The organism is Streptomyces sp. NPDC058470 (assembly GCF_042721055.1).
Lineage (GTDB): Bacteria > Actinomycetota > Actinomycetes > Streptomycetales > Streptomycetaceae > Streptomyces.
On record NZ_JBHXMF010000017.1, the window covers coordinates 81,052 to 104,675 of the forward strand.

Annotated in this window: 21 protein-coding genes; 10 read left to right on the forward strand and 11 right to left on the reverse strand. The window is 68.1% G+C overall.

Going from position 1 to position 23,624, the window contains the following annotated elements:
* Positions 1–137: 137 nt before the first annotated feature.
* Positions 138–476, reverse strand: coding sequence for a hypothetical protein (locus ACFWP7_RS15090; protein WP_384381448.1), 339 nt, complete (start codon positions 474–476; stop codon positions 138–140).
* Positions 477–817: 341 nt separating this feature from the next.
* Between ACFWP7_RS15090 and ACFWP7_RS15095 the strand changes: the two genes are divergently transcribed.
* From ACFWP7_RS15095 to ACFWP7_RS15105, 3 genes are read left to right on the forward strand one after another with little or no spacing between them, the layout of a single operon-like run.
* A complete protein-coding gene (locus tag ACFWP7_RS15095; RefSeq protein ID WP_384381450.1) occupies positions 818–1,807 on the forward strand; it encodes a helix-turn-helix transcriptional regulator in 990 nt (329 codons plus the stop codon).
* A gap of 23 nt (positions 1,808–1,830) precedes the next feature.
* Entirely contained in the window at positions 1,831–2,820 is a 990-nt protein-coding gene (locus tag ACFWP7_RS15100) for a LuxR C-terminal-related transcriptional regulator (protein WP_384381452.1), read from the forward strand.
* Complete coding sequence (locus ACFWP7_RS15105) at positions 2,817–3,815, forward strand: helix-turn-helix transcriptional regulator (RefSeq protein WP_384381454.1); 999 nt, start codon at positions 2,817–2,819, stop codon at positions 3,813–3,815. The genes ACFWP7_RS15100 and ACFWP7_RS15105 overlap by 4 nt, the downstream gene beginning before the upstream one ends.
* Here ACFWP7_RS15105 and ACFWP7_RS15110 read toward each other — a convergent pair.
* Positions 3,781–4,848, reverse strand: a complete 1,068-nt coding sequence (locus ACFWP7_RS15110; protein ID WP_384381456.1) for a LuxR C-terminal-related transcriptional regulator — start codon at positions 4,846–4,848, stop codon at positions 3,781–3,783. The genes ACFWP7_RS15105 and ACFWP7_RS15110 overlap by 35 nt on opposite strands.
* A gap of 465 nt (positions 4,849–5,313) precedes the next feature.
* Between ACFWP7_RS15110 and ACFWP7_RS15115 the strand changes: the two genes are divergently transcribed.
* The 3 genes from ACFWP7_RS15115 to ACFWP7_RS15125 are packed head-to-tail and all read left to right on the forward strand — an operon-like array spanning position 5,314 to position 8,694.
* Positions 5,314–6,858 (forward strand): circularly permuted type 2 ATP-grasp protein, encoded by a 1,545-nt coding sequence (locus ACFWP7_RS15115; RefSeq protein ID WP_384381458.1) that lies wholly within the window; start codon positions 5,314–5,316, stop codon positions 6,856–6,858.
* Between the two features lie 37 nt (positions 6,859–6,895).
* Positions 6,896–7,828, forward strand: a complete 933-nt coding sequence (locus tag ACFWP7_RS15120) for an alpha-E domain-containing protein (RefSeq protein ID WP_384381460.1) — start codon at positions 6,896–6,898, stop codon at positions 7,826–7,828.
* A gap of 2 nt (positions 7,829–7,830) precedes the next feature.
* A complete protein-coding gene (locus ACFWP7_RS15125; RefSeq protein WP_384381462.1) occupies positions 7,831–8,694 on the forward strand; it encodes a transglutaminase N-terminal domain-containing protein in 864 nt (287 codons plus the stop codon).
* Positions 8,695–8,696: 2 nt separating this feature from the next.
* Here the strand turns inward: ACFWP7_RS15125 and ACFWP7_RS15130 are convergent, their stop codons facing one another.
* From ACFWP7_RS15130 to ACFWP7_RS15140, 3 genes are all read right to left on the reverse strand, one after another.
* Positions 8,697–9,374: a M15 family metallopeptidase gene (locus ACFWP7_RS15130; protein WP_384381464.1), complete on the reverse strand. Its 678-nt coding sequence runs from the start codon at positions 9,372–9,374 to the stop codon at positions 8,697–8,699.
* 48 nt (positions 9,375–9,422) lie between these two features.
* Entirely contained in the window at positions 9,423–10,082 is a 660-nt protein-coding gene (locus ACFWP7_RS15135) for a Uma2 family endonuclease (protein ID WP_384381466.1), read from the reverse strand.
* A 130-nt stretch (positions 10,083–10,212) separates the two neighbouring features.
* The gene (locus ACFWP7_RS15140; protein ID WP_384381468.1) at positions 10,213–10,638 is read right to left on the reverse strand and encodes an ATP-binding protein; all 426 of its coding nucleotides are present in this window, start codon (positions 10,636–10,638) and stop codon (positions 10,213–10,215) included.
* A 273-nt stretch (positions 10,639–10,911) separates the two neighbouring features.
* Between ACFWP7_RS15140 and ACFWP7_RS15145 the strand changes: the two genes are divergently transcribed.
* On the forward strand, positions 10,912–11,802 hold the full coding sequence (locus ACFWP7_RS15145) for a helix-turn-helix domain-containing protein (protein WP_384381470.1): 891 nt from the start codon (positions 10,912–10,914) through the stop codon (positions 11,800–11,802).
* A 5-nt stretch (positions 11,803–11,807) separates the two neighbouring features.
* Positions 11,808–12,002 carry a DUF397 domain-containing protein gene (locus ACFWP7_RS15150; RefSeq protein ID WP_384381472.1) on the forward strand — a complete coding sequence of 65 codons (195 nt, stop codon included), beginning with the start codon at positions 11,808–11,810 and terminating at the stop codon, positions 12,000–12,002.
* On the opposite strand, the gene ACFWP7_RS15155 is transcribed toward ACFWP7_RS15150, so the two are convergent.
* Positions 11,995–13,122, reverse strand: a complete 1,128-nt coding sequence (locus tag ACFWP7_RS15155; protein WP_384381474.1) for a sugar ABC transporter substrate-binding protein — start codon at positions 13,120–13,122, stop codon at positions 11,995–11,997. The genes ACFWP7_RS15150 and ACFWP7_RS15155 overlap by 8 nt on opposite strands.
* Positions 13,123–13,410: 288 nt before the next feature.
* Here ACFWP7_RS15155 and ACFWP7_RS15160 point away from each other — a divergent pair, with 288 nt between their 5' ends.
* The gene (locus tag ACFWP7_RS15160; RefSeq protein WP_384381476.1) at positions 13,411–15,447 is read left to right on the forward strand and encodes a fibronectin type III domain-containing protein; all 2,037 of its coding nucleotides are present in this window, start codon (positions 13,411–13,413) and stop codon (positions 15,445–15,447) included.
* A gap of 58 nt (positions 15,448–15,505) precedes the next feature.
* Here ACFWP7_RS15160 and ACFWP7_RS15165 read toward each other — a convergent pair whose 3' ends face one another.
* From ACFWP7_RS15165 to ACFWP7_RS15185, 5 genes are all read right to left on the reverse strand, one after another.
* The gene (locus ACFWP7_RS15165; protein ID WP_384381478.1) at positions 15,506–15,958 is read right to left on the reverse strand and encodes a heat shock protein transcriptional repressor HspR; all 453 of its coding nucleotides are present in this window, start codon (positions 15,956–15,958) and stop codon (positions 15,506–15,508) included.
* Between the two features lie 7 nt (positions 15,959–15,965).
* Entirely contained in the window at positions 15,966–17,153 is a 1,188-nt protein-coding gene (gene dnaJ / locus ACFWP7_RS15170) for a molecular chaperone DnaJ (protein WP_384381480.1), read from the reverse strand.
* A gap of 33 nt (positions 17,154–17,186) precedes the next feature.
* Positions 17,187–17,855 carry a nucleotide exchange factor GrpE gene (gene grpE / locus ACFWP7_RS15175; protein ID WP_384381482.1) on the reverse strand — a complete coding sequence of 223 codons (669 nt, stop codon included), beginning with the start codon at positions 17,853–17,855 and terminating at the stop codon, positions 17,187–17,189.
* A complete protein-coding gene (gene dnaK, locus ACFWP7_RS15180) occupies positions 17,852–19,699 on the reverse strand; it encodes a molecular chaperone DnaK (RefSeq protein WP_384381484.1) in 1,848 nt (615 codons plus the stop codon). Before dnaK ends, grpE begins: the two co-directional genes overlap by 4 nt.
* Positions 19,700–19,805: 106 nt before the next feature.
* Complete coding sequence (locus ACFWP7_RS15185) at positions 19,806–20,921, reverse strand: undecaprenyl/decaprenyl-phosphate alpha-N-acetylglucosaminyl 1-phosphate transferase (RefSeq protein WP_384381486.1); 1,116 nt, start codon at positions 20,919–20,921, stop codon at positions 19,806–19,808.
* 300 nt (positions 20,922–21,221) lie between these two features.
* Here ACFWP7_RS15185 and ACFWP7_RS15190 point away from each other — a divergent pair, with 300 nt between their 5' ends.
* On the forward strand, positions 21,222–23,489 hold the full coding sequence (locus ACFWP7_RS15190) for a heterodisulfide reductase-related iron-sulfur binding cluster (RefSeq protein ID WP_384381488.1): 2,268 nt from the start codon (positions 21,222–21,224) through the stop codon (positions 23,487–23,489).
* The last annotated feature ends 135 nt before the right edge of the window (positions 23,490–23,624 follow it).

The following is a 23,624-nucleotide window of genomic DNA, read 5'->3' on the forward strand; positions in this document are numbered from 1 at the left end:
TTTTCCCCCCCCCCTTTTGATTTCCATGATTCTGTTTTTACCTACAAATACTCTGCTCGTTTCGTCGGTAGCGTCTGATGTGCACCCCCGCTGCGGGGGGAAGTACCTGCGCGATTTGTTACGACGGGGGAATCGCGTCAGGCACTGCGGGGGGTGGCTGAGATGGTCTGGACGTCCGGAGCATCCTCCGGCTCGACCAGCTGGTGGTCACGCTGGTCCAGGTTCACAAAGATCATTCCGTACCGAATGGCACACCGTACTGGCTGCGGCGCCCCCCGAGGCCGCCGCAGACACCGGTACGCCCGCAGATCCTCGTCATCGTCCCGGGTGACGACGACCGGCTCTCCGAATACCGTCACCATCAAGGAGTCACCACTGTGGGGGATGGCGGTGACCAGATCGATGAAGTGCCAGCCGGAGCGGTATGCGGTGGCCATTTCTCTGCGGAAGGAGCGATCATCAGGGGGAGTCGTCATTGGTCAGCCCCAACTGCTGTCATCCGTGACGTCCGGAGACCCCGGACCCAAGGCTTCGGGACTCTGGCCTGCGGCCGCCGGCACCAACGGACCCCAGCTACTGTCCGCCAGGTCATTACTCTTCGCACCGGCAAGGCCACTCAGCGCCCCGAAGGCCACTACGGCGGAAAGGGCGGCGACAAGCATCGACCGAAGCATTTTCCTACGCATAATCGGCTTCGTCCTCACTTGAAGGTCTCCTCTTCCCCCGTCAAGTAAGACGATGGCTCATTCGGGCACGTGGTGGCCACACATTCGATGCATCATGTTCCTGCACGTTCAGGACCCTGGGGGGTGGAGATTTGGTAACAAATAGAACTAATGGGACACATCCCCATGCGGTGACCGAACTATGCCAGGAAGGTGGCCGTCTGTATGCGGACGCTCTCCGCTCGGGACGCATCGCACGCGCGGATGTCGAGTCCGTTCCCTGCTTGATGGAGTTCGCCCTCCTTCATCCGGATCCTGACGATGCGAACTGGCTACGCCCAGTCCCCCCGTCGGTCGCGCTCGCCCAGCGACTCAACCCCATAGAGAGCGAGATCACGGAGCGCAGGCGGATGTCGATCGAACTGGCAGATGCTTTCGAGCCGTTCATGACCTTGAGCGCTCAGGTAACGGCGAGCAGTCACTCGATCACAGTGCTGGAGGGCTTTGACCGGATCAACGGAGCACTCGACCTGGCCACGGCCCAGTGCCAGAACGAGATGCTGACGGTCCAGCCGGGTGGCCGTCGGCTTGAGCACACCCTCGTCCAAGGGCTGGAGCGCGACAGGCCATTGACCGAACGAGGCGTGAGCATTCGGACCCTGTACCAACACACGGCCCGGTACAGCCCCGAGACGCAGGCCTACGTAGACCAGTTCTCCAACGGCAAGGTGGAGTACCGCACCATCGACGAGTTGGTCGAGCGGCTGATCATCTGCGACGAGACTGTCGCCTTCATCCCCACCCGCGACGACCGGCAGGTCGCCCTGGAACTGCGTCACCCTGGCCTCGTCCGCTACCTGGTCAAGGTCTTCGAGTTCATGTGGGGCCGCGCAGTCCCACTGAACGCAGGCGCCCCCTATGAGACCGCCCCCGACGGCATCACCGACATCCAGCACTCCATCGCGAAGCTCCTGATAGAGGGCCACGTCGACGAAGCAATTGCTCGCCGACTCGGCATGAACGTCCGCACCTGCCGTGCCCACATAGCCAAGCTGGCCACAGCCCTCGGCAGCGGCAGCCGGGCGCAGCTCGGCTTTCTCATAGCCCAGTCGGGGATCCTGGACCAGGACCAAGATCACTGAATGTCGACGAAAGAGAGCCACCGGTGACCGCAGGGGAACACGGGCACAGAGCTGACGAGCTCTGCGAGACGGGCCTGGCCCTGTACGCCCGTGCGCTGCGCGAAGGCCATGTTCCCCAGGAGGACGCGGACGCCGCCGCCCCGTGCCTGATCAACTCCGGCCTGCTCCAGCCGGACCTCGAAGACATGCGCCGACTGCGCCCCGTAGCCCCCGCCATAGCCCTTCCCCGGCTACTGCACGCCACCGCCGAGGACATCGCCCGACAGCGACAGCGCGAAGCTCGCCTTGCTGAGGCCCTCGAACCGCTCATAGCCCTGCACGCAGCGCAGGCAACGCCTACGGACGCACCCGCAAACACCGTTCTGGTCGACATCGAGCGGATTAATGCCGCGATCGCCAGAGCTATGGCCGCCTCATCACGCGAGGTACTTACGATCCAGCCCGGCGGCAAACGTCCTGCTGGCATATTGGCAGCTGCGTTCCTGCTGGAGCAGGAGATGCTCTCGCGGGGCTGCCGGATGCGCACCCTCTACCAGCACACCTCTCGCCACGACCCGGTGGCACTCTCGCACTACGAGAACCTGAACGGCGATGTCGAGGTCCGCACCCTGGACGAGGTCACCGACCGCCTCATCGTCCTCGACCGCACCGTGGCCTTCATCCCCGCGAACACCGACCGCACGATGGCCGTCGAGGTCCGCAATCCGGCGATGGTCGCCTACCTCGCCACCACCTTCGACCGCCTGTGGCGCCTGGCCACGCCCATGTACCCCCAGGCAGCCCAGCAGCCCTCCCTGAACGGCATCACCCCCCGCCAACACGCCATCGCCAGCCTCCTCACCGAAGGCCTCACCGACGCGGCCATAGCCGAACGCCTCGGCCTCAACATCCGCACCGCCAGAGTCCACATAGCCAAACTCGCCGCCACCCTCGGCAGCGAAAGCCGAGCCCAACTCGGCTACCTCATCGCCGAGTCAGGAATCCTCAAACAGGAGGAGGGGGTGGCGGAGTGACCACGGCACACCAGGAACACGGCCTCGAAGACCTCTGTCCGGCGGGGACGGAGCTGTACACCAGCGCCCTGCGCGAAGGCCGCGTACCCCGGGAAGCCGCCGACAGCACGCCCTGCCTCGTCGACTTGGGGCTGCTCCAGCCACACATCGAAGACGGGCACTGGCTGGAGCCCGTAACCCCCGCCGTGGCCCTGCACCGACTCCTGCGAACCACCGCGGAGCGCATCGCAGACGAGCGGCGGCGGGAGGAGCGGCTGGCCACGATGTTCGAGCCGCTCCTGCGGATCGGCGGTGTCCGTACGGCAGGCTCGGAGGCGCCGGCGATCAGCCTTCTCAGTGGCAAGGAGCAGATCAACACGGCCATCAGCGAGGCCATGGCCGAGGCATCCGAGGTCCTCGCCGTCCAACCCCACGTCTCCCATGTCGGTCCGCCTCCCCAGAGCCACATCGGAGCCCTGAGCCGCGACCAGGCCCTGCTGGACCGCGGCGGCCGCATCCGCACGCTCTACCAGCACACCCTCCGCCACGCGCCCACGGTCCTCGCCCGCTACGAACGTCTGAGGGGAGACGTGGAGGCCCGCTCAATGGACGAGGTCATTCAGCTGCTGATCCTTGTCGGTCGGACCGTGGCCTTCATCCCTGCGAGCAAGGACTACACCCTCGCCCTCGAAGTGCGTCACCCAGCCCTGATGGAGCACTTTCTCACCACCTTCGACCGCCTCTGGCGCCTCGCCACCCCCATGTACCCGGAAGCAGTCCAGCGCCCTTCACACAACGGCATAACCCCCCGCCAGCAAGCCATCGCCGCCCTCCTCATCGAAGGCCACACCGACGCCACGATCGCCGAACGCCTCGGCCTCAACATCCGCACCGCCAGAGTCCACATAGCCAAACTCGCCGCCACCCTCGGCAGCGAAAGCCGGGCCCAGCTCGGCTACCTCATCGGGCAGTCGGGAATCCTCAAGCAGGAGGAACGGCAGGGCCGGGAACCGTAGGCACGCCAGGAACCGTAGGCACGCCGGGGACCGTGACCGGCTCAAGTTCCGGGGAGCGCGGAGGGTCGTCCAGGCCCGCCTGGGCGATGCGGACGCCGAGCTGGGTGCGGCTCGCCGCGCCGAGGGTCTCCGACAGGCGGGCGATGTGCGCCCGGCAGGTACGGACGCTGATCCCCAGGCGCTCGGCGACCACCGCGTCCTGGTGGCCCTCCGCGAGGAGCGCGGCGATGGACCGTTCGCGGTGGGTGATGCCCTCGATGCCTGTCGAGGGGAGCGTGGAGGCGATCGGGATCGCCAGGCGCCACAGGCGCTCGAAGACCGTCACCAGGTAGTCGACCAGGGCCGGGTGGCGCAGCTCCAGCGCTATCGTGCGGTCCGAGTTCGCGGGGATGAAGGCGACCGTGCGGTCGAAGAGGATGAGGCGTTCCACGACCTCGTCGAGGGTGCGGGCCTCGGCCGCCTCGCCCATCAGCTCCATGTAGTTCAGGAGGCCCTGGCCGTGCCTGGCCACGTGGGTGTACAGGTCGCGCATGCGGACGCCGCGGCGGCGCAGGCCCAGGGCGCGGTGCAGGCCTTCGGAGAGCTCGTCCTCGCGGCGGATGCCGCCCGGCTGCACGGTGAGGACCTCGGACGTACACGCCTCGGTCGCCGCGTCCATGGCTGCCCGGATGCGGGGCAGTCCGTCGAGGACGCGGATCGCCGCGCCTTCGGCCGGCGCCTGGACGCGCCCGCCGAGCCCGGCGTACCACTCGAACGCGGACACCGCGTCGCCCACCCGCGCCTGGCTCGCGCTGACTTCCGCGTACACCCCCCGCAGGAGCCGCGTCATGACCTCCTGAGGGGAGGTCGGTACCAGCCACCCCATGTCGTCGGGGTCGGGGTGCAACAGCGCAAGCTCGACCAGGCAGGGCACCGCGTCCGCGTCCTCGCGGGGCACACGTCCGCGCCGTACGGCCCGGGAGTACACCCGGTCCCCTGCCGCGCACAGCTGGTCAGCGCCGTGCGGATGCGTGTCCGCGCCTTGCCCGGCCATCTCCCCACTCCCGCCCGGCCATCTCCCCGCCGTCGGCTCCAGCGTTCGTCCATCGTCAGCGCTTCCGTACTCGACTTCCGCGCTTCCGTCTTCCGCACTTCCGTATTCGGCTTCCGCGATTCCGCGCTTCCGTACTCCGCGCTTCCGCAGCGCAACTATGCGCGGCCCCGTCCGCCATCGCAACACGGCGACGCCGCCCCGCTGCCCCCAATTGCCCCTTTAAGTCCGTAAAAATCCCCGCCTCAGTGCGGACCATTGCAACAAGCTGACGCTGCGGGCGCCCATCCCTCCGGTGCACCGTCGAACCGCTCCGCGAGGGCGCCCCGGCGCCCCTGGCCGTGCTGGCCGGATATCCCCTATTCGGCCAGGGCCCCGGCACTCACCTGGAAGCGGGCGGCACAGCACGTGAACTGCCGGAAATAACCGAGTGATCAGCGTGTTACGTACCGCACTTAACGTCAGTCCATGGCGGACATATTTGACGCGTACGCGTTGGCCGATGCGTGGGACGAGATGTTTGAGCGGCCTGGTGTGGTCAGGACCGCCTATGAGCCGGTGCTGGCCGCGTTGCAGCCGATCGAGCCGGTTGAACTGCGGTTCAGAGCGGACCAGATGGCGCGGGCGTTCACCGACCGGGGTGTCACCTACGCCTTCGCGGGCGAGGAGCGGCCCTGGCCGCTGGATCTCGTACCGCGCATCCTCGACGCACTCGAATGGGACCTCATCCAGCGCGGAGTCACCCAGCGGGTCAAGGCCCTCGAGGCCTATCTCAGTGACGCCTACGGGCCCTGCCGCGCCTTCGAGGACGGGGTCGTGCCCTGGCGACTACTGCTCAATTCACCTCATTTCCACAGAGCCGCGCACGGGATCGAGCCACCGGGCGGGGTACGGATCCACGTCGCCGGTATCGATCTCGTACGGGACGAGGCGGGGGAGTTCCGGGTACTCGAAGACAACGTTCGCGTACCGTCCGGCGTCTCGTACGTGATCGAGAACCGGCGTGCGATGACCAGGATCTTCCCGTCCCTCTTCGCCGAGCAGCACGTGGTGCCGGTCGACGGGTACGCGCAGAAGCTGCTGGCCGCGCTGCGGGCGGCGGCTCCCGACGGGGTGACCGACCCCCGGGTCGTCGTCCTCACCCCCGGTCCCAGCAACGCCGCCTACTTCGAACACGCCCTGCTGGCACGGCTGATGGGCGTGCAGCTGGTCGAGGGGCACGACCTGGTCTGCCGCAACAACCGCGTGTGGATGCGGACCACCCGCGGCGAGGTGCCCGTCCATGTCGTATACCGGCGGCTCGACGACGATTTCCTCGATCCGCTGCAGTTCCGGCCCGACTCGGTGATCGGCTGCCCGGGGATCATGAACGCCGCGCAGGCGGGCACCGTGACCCTCGCGAACGCCGTCGGCAACGGCATCGCCGACGACAAGCTGCTCTACACGTACGTCCCCGACCTGATCCGCTACTACCTCTCCGAAGAACCGATTCTCCCCAACGTCGAGTCCTTCCGGCCCGACGAGCCCGGCCAGTTGGAAGCCGTCCTCGACCAGATCGACCAGCTGGTCATCAAGCCCGTGGACGGCGCCGGCGGCATGGGCATCGTCATCGGGCCGAAGGCCGACCGGGAGACCCTGGAGCGTACGCGCGAGGCCGTCGCCGCCGATCCGCGCGGCTGGATCGCACAGCGGCCGGTCGCCCTGTCCACCTCTCCCACCCTCGCGGGTGACCGGATGGCGCCGCGCCACATTGACCTGCGGCCGTTCGCCGTCAACGACGGCAGCGATGTGTGGGTACTGCCCGGCGGGCTCACCCGGGTCGCGCTCCAGGAGGGCAACCTCATCGTCAACTCCAGCCAGGGCGGCGGCTCCAAGGACACCTGGGTACTGGCCGAGGGTCCCACCGAGCAGCCCGCACCTGAGATCACCAGCTCCGTGCCCGACGTCGTCCCCCGCCAGCTCGGCCCCGACGGCGACCGCACCGCCGTACAGGAAGGGGCACAGCAACAGTGACCGCTTCGCTGGTTCCCAAGGCCCAGGAGGTACGACCGTGAACGACGTGATCCTCTCCCGGATAGCCGAAGCCCTGATCTGGACCGGACGGTATGTGGAGCGGGCGGACGCCACCGGCCGCATCCTCGACGCCTATCTGCACCGGCTCCTGGAAGACCCCTGGCGCGACGAGGACGTGGCCTGCCGGTCGCTGTACGCCATCCTCGGCGTCGACGCGGGCGACGAACGCGTCGACATGCAGCAGGTGTTGGACCAGCTGGCCTTCGACGCCCGTTCCACCTGCGCCATCGAGGGCGCGATCGGCGCCGCCCGGCTGAACGCGCGCAGTGCCCGCGAGGCGGTCTCCTCCGAGATGTGGGAGTGCCTCAACTCCACCTGGCACGCGCTCGCCGACCAGCGCCTCGCCTCGCGGCGCACGGGCCCGTACGCCTATCTGGAGCTCGTACGCCGCCGGGCCGCCCTCTTCTTCGGGCTCGCCGACTCCACGATGAGCCGGGACGACAGCTGGCGGTTCGTGATCCTGGGACGGAGCCTGGAGCGGGTCGACATGACCGTACGGCTGCTGTCCGTACGGGTGTTGGACGCCGCCCATGCTCCCGACTGGCCGACGCTGCTCAGTGCGAGCGGTGCCGACGAGGCGTATGCCCGTGTATACGGCGGTTTCGGCGACACCCCGCGGGTGGCTGAATTCCTCCTCATGGACCGGGACTTCCCGCGCTCCGCGCTGCACGCGCTGACCACGGCGGAGGAGTGCCTGGCGGCGCTCGGCCGACCCAGACAGGACCCGGCACGCCGCCCGATAGGCCGGATGCGGACCCGGCTTGAGTACCTGGACCTGTCCGCACTGGAAGAGCAACTCCCTCTCCTCCTAAGGGACTTGCAGCAGGCGTGCATGGCGTCCGCCGAAGCGGTGGCGGAGAAGTTCTTCCCGAACCAGGGGCCCGTCGAGTGGGCTCAGGAAGGAGCGTGACCATGACCGGGAACACGCACACGGCGACCCGTCGGCTCCGGATCCGGCACACCACCCGCGTCTCGTACGCGCAGGCCGCCGTCTCCTCGCACAACGAGGTCCGGATGACCCCGCTGACGCTCCCCGGCCAGACCACCCTGGACGCCCGGGTGACGGTGAACCCCACCACCGCCACCTGGTCGTACTGGGACTACTGGGGCACCCAGGTCACCGGCTTCGACCTGATGGAACCGCACGCGGACCTGACCATCACGGCGTCGAGCCTGGTGGAGACGGCACCGCCGGACCCGCAAACCGCCGCGCCCACCTGGGCGGAGATCGCCGAACTCATCGCCAACTCCCGCCTGTTGGAGTACGCGGCACCGACCGGCCGAACGATCGTCTCGCCCGAGCTGGTGGAACGGGCACGCGCGATCGCCGCGGGCCTCGACCCGCACGAGACCGCCGTCGCCGTCTCGTCCCTGGTCACCGGCCAGGTCTCGTACATCCCCGGCGCCACCGGCGTGAACACCAGCGCCATGGAGGCCTGGGAACAGGGCGCGGGCGTCTGCCAGGACATCACCCACCTCACTGCCGCCCTCCTCCGCGGCCTCGGGCTGCCCACCCGCTATGTCTCCGGCTACCTCCACCCCGAACGCGACGCCGAACTCCACCGCCCCGTCGCGGGCCAGAGCCACGCCTGGATCGAGTACTGGGCGGGCGACTGGAACGGCTACGACCCCACCAACAGCACCCGCGCCGCCGAGACCCACGTGGTGGTGGGCCGAGGACGCGACTATGACGACGTGACACCGCACAAGGGGGTGTACCGGGGGGTCGCCGGAGGGCCGCCCGAGGTGACGGTGGAGTTCACGCGGGTGGCCTGAACTCACCCGTGGGCGGCGAGTTCGCCACCGTGCTCCTGAGGCCCGTAGATCGCGTGGCCGGCGCCGGTGGCGAGCGCCCAGTAACGGTCGCCGTAGGACCAGTGCCACCACTCCGTGGGGTAGTTGACCAGTCCGGCCGCGGTCAGCGCGTCGCCGAGCAGCCGCCGGTTGGCGCGCGCCCGCGGGCCGATGTTGCTCGCGCCCGTGTAGCAGGCGCCGTCGCTCTCCTCCGGGTTCGCGTTCACCGGCGTCCCCATGTCGAGTTCCTGTCCGTCGGCGTCGACGAGGGTGAGGTCGACGGCGGCGCCCGCGCTGTGCGGGGCGATCTCCGGCGGTGACACGTACCGGCTGGCCGCGTTCCGGAGGCGCTCGGAATCCCAGCCGGGATTACCGGCCCTCAACTCGTCGGCGTACTGCTCGAAGTACTCCCGCTGCAACGCGGGCGGCCGATACCCCTCGACGAACAGCAGCCGCACGCCGTCCGGGAGGAGCGCCCCGGCCTCCACGAGCCGCGACAGGACCCCTTCCCGCAGCTGCGCGAAGGCCCCCGAGCCGTCCCGCCTGCGGCCATCGATGGTCAACGCCCCTCCCCGCAACCGCACATCGAGCAGCGGCTCCCCGCAGTCCACGACAGGTATCGCAGCGATCTTCGGATCTGACATCAACACGATCTCGGTCATGAACGGATCATGCCGCACGATGCCTTGGGGGCTCGGCGGCACGGGGGCTCATGCCCGCTTGGGGCCTGTGATCCTCTCCCCGATCACGAAGCCCTTGGCGGGACCTTCGGGGATGGTGACTTCGGTGCCGTAGTAGACACGGTGGATGTCTTCCCAGTCGGCCTTGTCCGGGCGCGGGCCGGTACACAGGGTGACCGATCCCTCAGCGTCGTAGTCGTCGATGATGACGTAGATCGAGATGCCCGCGCGAGCGTACTCCCGGAGCTTGCGGACTCGGTCCCGGTCTTGGTTGCGCTTGCCTGGGGAGACGACCTCCACGATGAGGTGCACGGCCTCAGCCCTGACTCCAAGGTCGTCCTCGTCACCCCACGGACTCGTGTCCTCCGGTGCAACGAAGGCATCCGGGATCCATGCCTTGCGCTCATGGATGACGTTCACATCCTGATGGCACGCGAACTCGCCGCCATCCAAGAACTTGTCCAGAGCCCTTCGCAGACGATTGGCAATCAAGCCGTGCGAACGGCGAGCGGTGGGCGACACCTCGATGGCTCCCTCGATGATCTCAGCGCGGTAGCCCTCGGGGAGTTCCATGGCCTTCCATGCCTGCCACAGGACCTCGTCGAAGTCGGACTCATTCGCGAATTCGTGTCCGGACTCGGTCCTGATCTCAGACATGGTCTCGGGCCTCTCGTGCGCAAGAGCGGTCATGGCGGCACCTCCTCCTCAAGTGTGGGCTTGACGTCCATGGGGCACAAGCAACGCGATCACGGTAGGCAGCCACATGGGCTCATCTGCGAAAACGTCATCCGTTCACTCGACTTGGTGACGCAGAAACGACTCACCCACGTGGGCCCAGCTCGAACCAAACCCCCTTCGCGAACCGCCCCGCCCGGTCTACGGCCACGCCCCACAGGTCCGCCACCTCCGCGACGAGGGCGAGCCCGCGGCCCCAGCACGCGGTCACCTCGGCAGCCGGAGCGACCGGCGGGTCGTGGCTCTCGTCGTACACACTCACCCTCAGGCGCACCGGGGTGAGCTGGACGCGGAGCATGGCGGTGCCCTTGGTGTGCAGATGGACGTTGGTGACCAGCTCCGAGGTGCAGAGGGTCGCGGGCATGACGAGGGACTCACGGTCGAGAGTGAGGAGTACGGCGCGTACGAAGTCCCGGCAGACCTTGGGGGCGGTGGCGTCGCCTGGGGCGAACAGGCTGTATTCGTACGCGAGTTGAACGGGGCGGTGGGGTGCCCTGCGGGCAGCTTCCATGGGGGATCAGCTCCTGTCGTTCCGTCTGAGGGCTCGTCGCGTGAGGGGTACGCCCTCGATGGCAATGTCCGAGCCGGCTGGATGCCGGTTCGGGTGCACTTTCGCATGAGGGCAGGGGGAGTCGGACGACTCCGGTACGGTTCCGGAGCGTTAGTGGCGCCGCACCCACGGTAGGCAATACGGGTTACCGCGTGCAACCTATTCACGAGATTAGGTGGACCGTGCAGCCCCAGCGGGGCAGACTGTCCCCAACTCAAAGGAAAGAGAAGTGCGTTGGCACTGCGCACCAGCACCACAGAACGGCAGCGGCGCCTCGGCGCAGAACTGCGGAAGTTGCGTGAGCAGGCGGGCTATTCCGTGACGGAGGGCGGCGAGTTCATCGGCATGGGCCGCGCCCACCTGGGGCATGTCGAGGCCGGGCGTACAGCGATCCCAGCGGAAAAGCTGCGCACGCTATGCCACTCATACGGGTGCACACGGGAACCCCTGATCGATGCCCTGGTTGCGATGGGTGAGGACAGCGGCAAGGGCTGGTGGACGGAGTACCGCCGCACACTGAGCCAGCCCGTCCTGGACCTGGCGGAACTCGAAGCGGCCGCCGACGCGCTGTTCTCGTACGAATCACTGTTCATCCCCGGCGTGCTCCAGACCCCGGAGTACACGCGCTCCATCTTCCGGTCCAGCGAACGGCCGCACGACGACCTGGAGAGGGCTGTCCAGTTCCGTATGGAACGTCAGCAGATTCTCACCCAGCCGGAGCCACCGACCCTGCACGCGGTGATCCACGAGGCTGCGCTGCATGTGCGCTTCGGAGGCGCGGCCGTCATGCGCAGGCAGTTGCTCCATCTGATCCGTATGGCGGAGTTGCCGCACATCACCATCCAGGTACTGCCGTTCACGGCGGAGGGGCTGTCCGCGTTCAGTACGCCGTTCCTGCTGGTCCACTCTCACGGGTCGGCCCTGGAAACCGTCCTCGTCGAGGACCCGGCCGCCACGATCTACGTCAACGAAAGCGACGCGGTGCTGCCCTACCGGACCCGCTTCGACCGCCTTCGCGCGGCCTCTCTGCCACCCCTGGACCCCGCGGTCCCTGCGTCCACGCACGAGGCACGCGACTCCCTGGCGCTGCTCCAGCACCTCATCTACAACCTTCAGGAGGCCTGACCACCATGCCCGAACTCAACTGGCAGAAGTCGTCGTTCAGCGAGGACCAGGCGAACTGCGTATACGTCGCCACCGCCCCCGACGGAACGATCCGCCTACGCGAAAGCGACGAGCCCCGTACGGTGATCGTCACCGGCCCGGAGGGGCTCGCCGCTCTGCTGGGTCACGTCAGGGGACCGAGGGGGCCGCGGACTACTTGAGGTCGATCGCGTTGCACGCGGACTTGTAGTCGGCGGTGCAGATGTCCTTGACCTTGTAGATGCCGTCGGAGATGACCGTGTCGTCGATGTTGTCCTTGGTGAGGGCGACCACCGGGACGAGTGCGGCCAGGATGTCCTTGTCCGTGGGACTGTCGACCTTGTCGCTGGCCAGGGCGTCGAACTCGATCGTGCGGCCCTGGACCCTCGCCACGGCCATCTCGGCGGCGACGCTGGCCTCCTGGGGGTAGGACTTGTAGACGCTCATGAACTGGTCGCCCTTGACGATGCGCTGCACCGCGGCGAGCTCCGCGTCCTGCCCGGTGACCGGCGGAACCTTGCTGACGCCCAGGGTCTTCATGACGTCGATGACCGCGCCCGCGATGCCGTCGTTGGCGGCGTACACGCCGGCGATGTTGTCGATGCCGACGGCGGCGACGGCCTTCTCCATGTTCTTCGTGGCCTCGACCGGGTCCCAGTCCTTGGTGTCGTACGTCTTGGCGATGGTGACCTTGTTCTGGAGTTCGACCATGGCGCCCGCCTTGAACTGCGCCGCGTTCGGGTCGGTCACCGAACCGTTCATCATGATGATCTTCTTGCTGGCGGAGTTGCTGCCCAGCTCACTGATGAGGGCCTTGCCCTGCACTTCGCCGACGAGTTCGTTGTCGAAGGAGACATACGCGTCGATCGGCCCCTCGGCCAGCCTGTCGTAGGCGATGACGGGGATGCCCGCGTCCTTGGCCTTCTGCACGCCGGGCGCGATGGCCTTGGAGTCCACGGCGTCCACGATGAGCACGTCGACCTTGTCGTCCACCATCTTCTGGAGCTGGGTGGCCTGCTTCGCCGCGTCCGCCGCGGCGTTGGCGTAGACCACCGTGCCCTTGTTGTTGGTGAGCTTCTTCACCTCGTCCCGGATGATGGGGTAGTCGAACTTCTCGTAACGCGTGTTCTCCGTCTCCGGGAGGAGCAGACCCACCGTGAGGTCGTCGCCCTTCGTGGGGCTCGCCTTGGTCTCACTGCCACCGATCCCGTCCACGACCCCGCAGCCGACGAGGGAGACGGCCATCGCGGACGTGCTCAGGGCTATGACGGCCCGATGCCGACGGGTGTTACGAGTGTTCACAACAGGTGCCTTCCGGGCGAGGTTGCAGCATTGCGACCCAGGTGGCTGAAAGCCAACGCGGCGATGACCTCAGCGTCAAGGACTAACCACTTAACGAGATGGCAACAGCATGCTGTGTTCCCCAAGTGAACACGATGGGAAGAGGCCGCGCCTCCACTTCCAGGAATCCCCACTGATTCACACGCTTCCCTCATTTCACAGGGTTCCCGGTGCGCGCGTACAACCCATGCACCCGACCAGGTGTCTTGATGTCGACCCACGCACACCACCTCACGCAACAGGGGAAGCATGCCACCAGCCAGACGCAGCGGAGCGGCACTCGCCGTGACGCTGGCGACAGCCGCCACCGGCAGCCTGCTCACCATGGCCTCCACCCCGGCGTCCGCCGCGACCGCCTGCGCTTCACCCGTCTACAAGCGGCAGTTCTTCGCGAACACCACCTTCTCCGGCACGCCGAAGAAGACGGACTGCGACAGCGCGATCGACCAGAACTGGGGCTCAGGCGCCCCCGCCTCAGGCCTCCCGAAGGACAAATTCGGCGTCCGCTGGACCGTGACACGCGACTTCGGCTCCGGCGGTCCGTTCTCCTTCGCCGCCGCCGCCCAGGACGGCATCCGCGTCTACCTCGACGGCAAACTCAAGATCGACCTCTGGAAGAACGTCTCGACGACGGTGAAGAAGACCGTCAACATCACCATCCCCAAGGGCAAGCACACCCTCCGCGTCGACTTCATCAACATCACGGGCAAGGCCAACGTCAAGTTCGCCTACACGCCCCGCACCTCGGCCACCGTCGACAAGGTCAAGCCCCTCGCTCCGACCGGCACCAAGGCCACGTACGACACCGCCACCGGCAAGGCCACACTCACCTGGTCCAAGAACAGGGAAATGGACCTCGCCGGCTACCGCGTCCACCGGAAGCTCAAGGGCAGCACCACCTGGAAGAAGCTGGCCACCAGCACCTCCACCTCGTACAGCGACACCACCCTCCCGGTCACCGGTGAGAGCTACGTCTACGAGGTCCGCGCCTACGACAAGGCCGGCCACGAGTCCGTCGGCAGCGCGGACCAGAACGTCACCACCGTCGACACGACGGCGCCCGCCGCGCCCACCGGAGTGGAGGACAACTGGGCCATCGGCAACGTCACCACGGCACGCCTGCACTGGGACTCGAACACCGAGTCCGACCTGGCCGGCTACCGGGTGTACCGGTCGACGACCTACCCCGTCGCCGTCACCGACGCGAACCTGGTGAGCGGCCCGACGCCGATCAGCGGGAGCGCCTACGCCGACGACATGCCCACGACCGGCGAGACCTACTACTACGTCGCCACCGCCGTCGACGCCCACGGCAACGCATCGCCGCCCTCGGGCACGGCCGAGTACACGTCGAAGGACATCGACACCACCGCCCCGCTCTACGCCCCGGACGACGTGACGGCCGTCGATGGACAGCACGGCGTCACCCTGAACTGGTCCTGGAGCGCGGACGCGGACGACGACATCTCGTCCTTCTACGTCTTCCGGGACGGCGCGGGGATCGGCCCACCGAGCGGAGAGTCCTACGTGGACACCGAGATCGAGCGTTCCACGACGCACACCTACTGGGTCCGGGCCGTGGACCGTCACGGCAACCTCGGCCCCGTCTCGAACTCCGTCACCGTCGACCACGTCGGCGACTACACCGCCCCCGCCGCAGTGACCGGCCTGACCGCGACGGCGATGGGGAACGGCGTCAGGCTCGACTGGGACGACAGCCCCGCCGAGGATGTCGCCGACTACCGCATCCACCGGGGTGTGTACACCGACGGCGCCTGGGCGTACACGGACATCACCGACAGCCTCCCGTTCGGCAGCATCTGGTCCCAGAACCGGGACGTGAACCTGCCCGACGGCGAGAACCTGCGGTACGTGGTCGTGGCCGTCGACAAGGACGGCAACGCCCTGGACCTCGACTCCGCCGCCGGCGTCAAGGTCACCGAGCTCGACATCGTGCCGACGGAGACCTACGCGAACGAGTCCGCCTCGGGCAGCATGACCGTGATCGCCGAGGACATCGCCCAGGGCCCGAGCCTCCGCGTGAACTACGTGCGCGAACTCGACCCGCACGGCACCGCGACCGGGTTCAACGTCTACCGCTGGGACGGCTCGACCGGTACCTATGCGCTGCTCACGGACACTCCCGTCGGGCTCAGCGACTCGTACCACGACAACACCGCACCGGCCGCCACCACCGTCTTCTACAAGGTCACCGCCGCATACGCGGACGGCACCGAGGCAGAGACGGTCGGCGACCACGTGTTCCGCACCGGCACATCGGCCTGACACGCCGAAGGGGCCGGAAGGTGTGCAACCTCCCGGCCCCGTCGGCGCGTTGGAACCGCTACTCGGACGACCGCTTGGGCCGCCACACCACCAACGCACTCGTCTGCTGAACCTCCTGGTACGGGACCAGGTCGCGGCGGTACGAGGCGTGGACGGCTGCCTCGCGCTGCTGCATCGCGGCTGCCGCACCGTCCACCGCCGCCTGGAGTTCGGCGGCGCGCTGCTGGAGGGCGGCGACCTGGTTCTCCAGCTCGATGATGCGTTTGATGCCGGCGAGGTTGATGCCCTCGTCCTGGGACAACTGCTGGACGGTGCGCAGCAGTTCGATGTCGCGGGCCGAGTAGCGCCGGCCCCGGCCGGCGGTGCGGTCGGGGGAGACGAGGCCGAGGCGGTCGTACTGACGCAGGGTCTGCGGATGCAGGCCGGAGAGCTGGGCCGCCACCGAGATGACGTAGACCGGCGTCTCCTCGGTCAGTTCGTACGGGTTGCGTCGACGGCCGATTCCATCCATGGCGTCCTCATGCTCCCTTCGCGGCCTGGAACAGCTCCGCCCGCGGGTCCTCACTCGCGGTCGCCTCGCGGTACGCCTCCAGGGCGTCCCGAGCCTTGCCCGAAATCTCCGTGGGGACCGCCACCTCGACGGTGACCAGCAGGTCGCCGCGGGTGCCGTCCTTGCGGACCGCGCCCTTGCCGCGGGCGCGCATGGTGCGGCCGTTCGGCGTGCCCGGCGGCAGCTTCAGGGTCACCGCGGGCCCGCTCAGGGTGGGCACCTTGACCTCGCCGCCGAGGGCCGCCTCCGCGAAGGTGACGGGGACGGTGACGGTGAGGTTGTCGCCCTTGCGGCCGAAGACCGGGTGGGCGTCGACGTGCACCGTGACATACAGGTCACCGGCCGGGCCGCCGCGCTCGCCGGGGGCGCCCTTGCCGCGCAGCCGGATGCGCTGGTTGTCGCTGACGCCGGCCGGGATACGGACCTGCATCGTGCGCGAGGACTTGGCGCGGCCGCTGCCGCTGCAGACCTCGCACGGGGTCTCCGCGATCAGACCGCGGCCCTTGCAGTCGGGGCAGGGGTCGGTGAGGGAGAACCCGCCGCCGGAGCCCCGGGCGACCTGGCCGGTGCCGACACACGTCGGGCACACACGAGGTGTGCCGTTCGCGTCGCCGGTGCCCGAACAGGCCTTGCAGGGCGCCTGCGAGGTCATCCGCAGCGGAACCGTCGCGCCGTCCACCGCCTCGGTGAAGCTGAGCGTCACCTCGGTGTCGATGTCCTGGCCGCGCCGGGGCTGCGTACGGGTGCCGGTGGTCGTGCCGCCGCGGTTGAACAGCCCGCCGAACACGTCACCGATCCCGCCGCCGAAGCCACCGCCCTGCGCTCCGCCACCGCCCTGGGGGCCGCCTCCGAAGAGGTCGCCCAGGTCGAAGTTGAAGTTGCCGCCGCCTGCGCCCGGCCCCGGACGGAAGCCGCCGTTGCCGAAGAGGGCGCGGGCCTCGTCGTACTCCTTGCGCTTCTTGGGGTCCCCGAGGATGTCGTTCGCCTCGGAGATCTCCTTGAAGCGGTCCTCCGCCTTGGCGTTGCCCTTGTTGGCGTCCGGGTGGAACTCGCGGGCGAGCTTCCGGTACGCCTTCTTGATCTCGGCCTCGGTGGCGTCCTTGGGGACGCCGAGGACCTTGTAGTAGTCCTTCTCGATGAAGTCCTTGGTGCTCATCCTCGACGTCCCTCCTCTCTCTTGCCTTCAACGTCAGCCCTCGTCCGGGCCACCGCTCTCCTTGTCGTCCGCCGCCTCGGCCGTCGCGTCCTCGGACTTGACGGCCTGCGCGCCGGGCTGGGGCTCGGCGACGGCCACCCGCGCGGGGCGGATGGTGCGCTCGCCGAAGCGATACCCCGGCTGCAGAATCGCCACGCACGTCGTCTCGGTGACATCCGGCGCGTACGAGTGCATCAGGGCCTCGTGGATCATCGGGTCGAAGGGCTCGCCCTCCTTGCCGAAGGTCTGCAGCCCCAGCTTCGCCGTGACGGTCTCCAGCGACTCGCCCACCGACTTGAAACCGCCGACCAGTTCGCCGTGATCCCGTGCGCGGCCGATGTCGTCGAGCACGGGCAGGAGCTCGGTCAGGAGGTTCGCGATGGCGACCTCCTTGACCGCGATCCGGTCGCGCTCGACCCGGCGGCGGTAGTTCTGGTACTCGGCCTGGAGCCGCTGGAGGTCCGCCGTGCGCTCACCGAGCGCCGTACGCACCTGGTCCAGTTGAGCTGTCAGACCGGCCAGTTGGGCCTGTGCCTGTGCTGCTGCTGATTCGTCCCCGGCCGGAGCCGCCCCCTCGGGGGCGGCTGTCGGCTCGGCGTCATCAGGGGTGGCGCCGGAAGGGACGTCAGGCTTCTCTTCGAAGCCCGGGGTCTCCTCCGTCACGCGGCACCGTCCTTGCGGTCACGGTCCTCGTCGACGATCTCCGCGTCGACCACGTCGTCGTCGGCACGCGGGGCCTCGGCACCGGGGGCGTCACCCGCGGCCTGAGCGGCGGCGGCATCGGCGTACATCGCCTGGCCGAGCTTCTGCGAGACCGCGGCGACCTTCTCGGTGGCCGTGCGGATCTCGACGGCATCCTCGCCCTTGAGCGCGGCCTTCAGCTCCTCGACCGACGCCTCGACCTCGATCTTGACGTCACCGGGGACCTTGTCCTCGTTGTCCTTGAGGAACTTCTCCGTCTGGTAGACGAGCTGCTCGCCCTGGTTACGGGACTCGGCGGCCTCGCGGCGGGCGTGGTCCTCCTCCGCGTACTTCTCGGCCTCTTCGCGCATCCGGTTGACCTCGTCCTTCGGCAGCGAGGAGCCACCGGTGACGGTCATCTTCTGCTCCTTGCCCGTGCCGAGGTCCTTGGCCGTGACATGCATGATGCCGTTGGCGTCGATGTCGAAGGCGACCTCGATCTGCGGGACACCACGCGGGGCCGGCGGCAGACCGGTCAGCTCGAACATCCCGAGCTTCTTGTTGTACGCCGCGATCTCGCGCTCGCCCTGGTAGACCTGGATCTGCACGGAGGGCTGGTTGTCCTCGGCGGTGGTGAAGATCTCGGACCGCTTGGTCGGGATCGTCGTGTTCCGCTCGATGAGCTTGGTCATGATGCCGCCCTTGGTTTCGATACCAAGCGACAGCGGCGTGACGTCGAGGAGCAGGACGTCCTTGACCTCACCCTTGAGGACACCGGCCTGGAGGGCGGCGCCGATGGCGACGACCTCGTCCGGGTTCACACCCTTGTTGGCCTCGTTGCCACCGGTCAGCTCCTTGACGAGCTCGGCGACGGCGGGCATACGGGTGGAGCCACCGACGAGAACGACGTGGTCGATCTCGGAGAGGTTGATCCCGGCGTCCTTGATGACGTTGTGGAACGGCGTCTTGCAGCGCTCCAGAAGGTCGGCCGTGAGCTGCTGGAACTGGGCGCGCGTGAGCTTCTCGTCCAGGTGCAGCGGGCCCTCGGCGGAAGCCGTGATGTAGGGCAGGTTGATCGAGGTCTCGGTGGAGGAGGACAGCTCGATCTTGGCCTTCTCGGCGGCCTCACGGAGGCGCTGGAGGGCCATCTTGTCCTTGCCCAGGTCCACGCCGTGGCCGGAGCGGAACTGCTGCACCAGGTAGTCGACGACACGCTGGTCCCAGTCGTCACCACCGAGGTGGTTGTCGCCGTTCGTGGCCTTCACCTCGACGACGCCGTCGCCGATCTCGAGCAGCGAGACGTCGAAGGTGCCGCCACCGAGGTCGAAGACGAGGATCGTCTGGTCGTCCTTGTCGAGGCCGTACGCCAGGGCGGCGGCCGTCGGCTCGTTGACGATACGCAGGACGTTCAGGCCCGCGATCTCGCCGGCCTCCTTCGTCGCCTGACGCTCGGAGTCGTTGAAGTACGCCGGGACGGTGATGACCGCGTCGGCCACCTTCTCGCCCAGGTACGCCTCGGCGTCGCGCTTCAGCTTCTGCAGGATGAAGGCGCTCATCTGCTGCGGGTTGAAGCTCTTGCCGTCGAGCTCGATCTTCCAGTCCGTACCCATGTGACGCTTCACGGACCGAATGGTCCGGTCCACGTTCGTGACCGCCTGGCGCTTGGCGACCTCGCCGACGAGCACCTCACCGTTCTTCGCGAAGGCGACGACGGACGGCGTGGTCCTGGCACCCTCGGCGTTGGTGATGACGGTGGGCTCGCCGCCCTCCAGAACGCTGACGACGGAGTTAGTCGTGCCCAGGTCGATGCCGACCGCACGTGCCATTTCAATTCCTCCAACAACGACTTGAGTGGAACGGACTCAAGTGTGCACGACGCTCGCGACATCGTCAACAGAGCTGAGTCGAGGAGGCTCAACTCTTATCTGGTTCTTACGCGCACCTTGCGTCTGACCTGGAGCTTTTCAGTCGGCCGGCTGCTTGAGCCCTCAGCCTGTCCGGCCCTTGAGGACTTTGGGAGCGAGGCCGTCCAGGCCGATACGGAGGTTCGGAGGCGGAGCCCCCAGGGGACGGGAACGGATGGGGGCGGCGGGGGCGGGAAACCATCCCCGCACCCCTCACGGGCCTTGCACTCCCCACCAGCACCACCAACGCGACACCCCCGGCAACCCACCACGCGGCCCCCGCACCCACCCACCCCAGGTCGATGAGCAAACCGACGAGCGCCCCGCCGAACGCCGCCGTACCGATCACCACCACGACCCCCCGCGACGTCAGCCCGACCCGCCGAAGCCGCTGCGCGAGATGCCCGCCCGGCCGCCGGGCCGCGAGCGCGAGATCGGCCAGCCCGACCGCCGTCAGCGAGAACAGCGCCGCGACCCCGGACCCCGTCTCCCGCCCCCCGTGCACCAGCACCGCAGCCGAGGCGAGCACGAACCCCGCGAACAGCGCCCCGCACCGCCCGGGCACGATCCGCGCCGGGGGCCGCCCCTGCATCAGGAACCCGGCGAGCGCCGCGGCCAGCACGCTCAGCAGCACCGTCGTACCGTCCATGACCTCGGCCGCCGCGCACCCGCTCAACGCGAAGGCGGTGACGACCCCCACCGTCCCCATCACCCCGTCGGCGTGATCGAGCGAGACGAAGGCGAAGGTGACCAGAACCGTCCAGGCGATGCCCAACAGCCCGCCGAGCACGCCGAGTTCGTCGTACGGCACGGTCAGCGCGGCGGCGAGTCCCACGCCTGCCACCTGGACCACGAGCGGCACGGCCCGCAGGTCGGCGACCAGCCCGAGCAGTGCGACCCCGATCCCGACCACAAGGAGCCGCCCGGCCTCCGCCCCCAGCGGAGCGACCTGCGTCCACTCCCCCACGCCGGCCATCAGCGCCGTCCCGCCGAGCACCGCCACCCCGCCCAGCAGGGGAACCGCGCGCGGGCGCCGCGGCCGTCGCTCGACCACCCCGAAGCGCAGGGCGAACATCCGCAGCAGGGCGGCGAGCGCGGCGGTGAGGAGCAGGGCGGCGAGGGCGGCGACGATTCCGTACAACACCTCGCCAATTTAGGCATAAATGTCACAATATTGTGCGAATAACACGATCGGGTTTACGTGTCGACGCACGGCCGTCGCATGCCCGGCGTACGGCCATTGCGTGCCCCGCCGTACGGCCATGGTGTGGGGCGCCACCGCTCAGGCAACCCTCAGCGACACAGATCACCGCACCCCTGGCTACAGTGCGGCAGAAGATATGGGTAGTCTCAGACCGACTGCATAAGTTACCGCTTAGTAATCACCGCAATCTCCTCCGAGGCAGCTCTCGGAGCAACACCTCGCAGGCCCGAGGAGCCCCCAATGCAACTCGCCGCGATCATTGTGTCGCTGGTACTCGCCGTGGTCGGCGTGGCGCTGTTCAGCAGAGCCATCGCGCAGATCTACCGGTTCGTACGGCTCGGCCAGGACGTCCCCGCGGGCACCCGCACCGACGACTGGGCCGCGCGCACCGTCACGGTGGTCAGGGAGTTCCTCGGCCACACCCGGATGAACCGCTGGGGCGTGGTCGGCGTCGCGCACTGGTTCGTCGCCGTCGGCTTCTTCTCGCTGATCGCGACCCTGGTGAACGCCTTCGGGCAGCTCTTCCAGGCCGACTGGGCACTGCCGGTCATCGGCCACTGGCTGCCGTACGAGATCTTCGTCGAGTTCATCGGCCTGATGACGACCCTCGGCATCCTCACGCTGATCGTCATCCGTCAGCTCTCCAGGCCGGACAGGCCCGGCCGCAAGTCCCGCTTCGCCGGGTCCAACACCGGCCAGGCCTACTTCGTCGAGTCCGTCATCCTCATCATCGGGCTCGCGATCATGACCCTGCGCGGCCTGGAGGGCGCCCTCGCCGACGTGCACGGCTACGAGGCCGCGTACTTCGCCTCGTACCCGATCGTCGCCGCCTTCCGGGGGACGGACGTCGGCACGCTCCAGAACCTGATCTATCTCACCGCGATGATCAAGCTCGGGACCTCGTTCATCTGGATGATCGTGGTCTCGCTGAAGACCGACATGGGCGTGGCCTGGCACCGTTTCCTGGCCTTCCCCAACATCTGGTTCAAGCGCAACGCCAAGGGCTCGGTGGCGCTGGGCGGGCTGCTGCCGATGACGTCGGGCGGCAAGGACATCGACTTCACCGATCCCGGTGAGGACGACGTGTTCGGTGTGTCCCAGGTCGAGCAGTTCTCCTGGAAGGGCCTGCTGGACTTCTCCACCTGCACCGAGTGCGGGCGCTGCCAGTCGCAGTGCCCGGCCTGGAACACCGGCAAGCCGCTCTCCCCGAAGCTGCTGATCATGTCGCTGCGGGACCACGCCCACGCCAAGGCCCCCTACCTGCTGGCCGGCGGCGGCAAGGACGCCGAGGGCGAGGAGAAGGCCACCAGGGAGCAGCTGGCGGACGTGCCCGCCGCCGCTCTCGCGGAGGCCGAGCGCCCCCTCATCGGCACCCTCGAAGAGAACGGCGTCATCGACCCGGACGTCCTGTGGTCCTGCACCACCTGCGGCGCCTGCGTCGAGCAGTGCCCGGTCGACATCGAGCACATCGACCACATCGTCGACATGCGCCGCTACCAGGTGATGATCGAGTCCGCGTTCCCGTCCGAGGCGGGCACGATGCTCAAGAACCTGGAGAAGAAGGGCAATCCCTGGGGGCTGGCCAAGAAGCAGCGCCTGGAGTGGACCAAGGAGGTCGACTTCGAGATCCCGGTCGTCGGCCGCGACATCGAGGACCTGTCCGAGGTCGACTACCTGTACTGGGTCGGCTGCGCCGGCGCGCTGGAGGACCGGGCGAAGAAGACCACGAAGGCCTTCGCGGAACTCCTGCACATGGCGGGCGTCTCCTTCGCCATCATGGGCGGCGACGAGAAGTGCACCGGCGACTCGGCGCGGAGGCTGGGCAACGAGCCCCTCTTCCAGGAGCTGGGCATGGAGAACGTGGCCGCGCTGAACATGGCGTACGGCGAGGATGACGAGGACCCGGCGACGAAGAAGCCGAAGTCCGCGAAGAAGATCGTCGCGACCTGCCCGCACTGCCTCAACACCCTCGGCAACGAGTACCCGCAGCTCGGCGGCGACTACGAGGTCATCCACCACACCCAGCTGCTCCAGCACCTCATCGACGAGGGCAAGCTGGTCCCGGTCACCCCGGTGGAAGGCCTGATCACCTACCACGACCCGTGCTACCTGGGCCGCCACAACAAGATCTACACCCCGCCGCGCGAGATCATGTCCGCCGTCCCGGGCCTGCGCCAGCAGGAGATGCACCGCCACAAGGAGCGCGGCTTCTGCTGCGGCGCCGGCGGTGCGCGCATGTGGATGGAGGAGCGCATCGGCAAGCGCATCAACAACGAGCGGGTGGACGAGGCCCTGTCGCTGAACCCCGACATCGTGTCGACCGCCTGCCCGTTCTGCCTCGTCATGCTGACCGACTCCGTCAACGGCAAGAAGAACGACGGCCAGGCGAAGGAATCCGTCCAGGTCGTCGACGTGGCCCAGCTGCTCCTCGACTCCGTCAGGACGCCGGCCGACCCGACGGGCCCGGCGGAGACGGAGAGCGTGCCGGAGCCGGAGCCGGTGAAGTGACGCAGTAGGTAGGTACGTGGGTTGACGTTGCAGGGGTCTGGTTTCCTCGGCCCCTGCTGCGTTTCCCTACCGGGGTTTCTCAGGACATACGGCGACTCCCCACATGGGTTGACGTTGCAGGGGCCGGGTTCCCTC

What these genes read in the sequence shown, in the direction of transcription:
- dnaJ (WP_384381480.1), bottom strand. Translation starts at nt 17,153, where the DNA reads ATGAGCACCAAGGACTTCATCGAGAAGGACTACTACAAGGTCCTCGGC.
- dnaK (WP_384381484.1), bottom strand. Translation starts at nt 19,699, where the DNA reads ATGGCACGTGCGGTCGGCATCGACCTGGGCACGACTAACTCCGTCGTC.
- ACFWP7_RS15090 (WP_384381448.1), bottom strand. Translation starts at nt 476, where the DNA reads ATGACGACTCCCCCTGATGATCGCTCCTTCCGCAGAGAAATGGCCACC.
- ACFWP7_RS15160 (WP_384381476.1), top strand. Translation starts at nt 13,411, where the DNA reads ATGCCACCAGCCAGACGCAGCGGAGCGGCACTCGCCGTGACGCTGGCG.
- ACFWP7_RS15130 (WP_384381464.1), bottom strand. Translation starts at nt 9,374, where the DNA reads ATGACCGAGATCGTGTTGATGTCAGATCCGAAGATCGCTGCGATACCT.
- ACFWP7_RS15140 (WP_384381468.1), bottom strand. Translation starts at nt 10,638, where the DNA reads ATGGAAGCTGCCCGCAGGGCACCCCACCGCCCCGTTCAACTCGCGTAC.
- ACFWP7_RS15115 (WP_384381458.1), top strand. Translation starts at nt 5,314, where the DNA reads ATGGCGGACATATTTGACGCGTACGCGTTGGCCGATGCGTGGGACGAG.
- ACFWP7_RS15165 (WP_384381478.1), bottom strand. Translation starts at nt 15,958, where the DNA reads ATGGATGGAATCGGCCGTCGACGCAACCCGTACGAACTGACCGAGGAG.
- ACFWP7_RS15190 (WP_384381488.1), top strand. Translation starts at nt 21,222, where the DNA reads ATGCAACTCGCCGCGATCATTGTGTCGCTGGTACTCGCCGTGGTCGGC.
- ACFWP7_RS15125 (WP_384381462.1), top strand. Translation starts at nt 7,831, where the DNA reads ATGACCGGGAACACGCACACGGCGACCCGTCGGCTCCGGATCCGGCAC.
- ACFWP7_RS15110 (WP_384381456.1), bottom strand. Translation starts at nt 4,848, where the DNA reads ATGGCCGGGCAAGGCGCGGACACGCATCCGCACGGCGCTGACCAGCTG.
- ACFWP7_RS15135 (WP_384381466.1), bottom strand. Translation starts at nt 10,082, where the DNA reads ATGACCGCTCTTGCGCACGAGAGGCCCGAGACCATGTCTGAGATCAGG.
- ACFWP7_RS15150 (WP_384381472.1), top strand. Translation starts at nt 11,808, where the DNA reads ATGCCCGAACTCAACTGGCAGAAGTCGTCGTTCAGCGAGGACCAGGCG.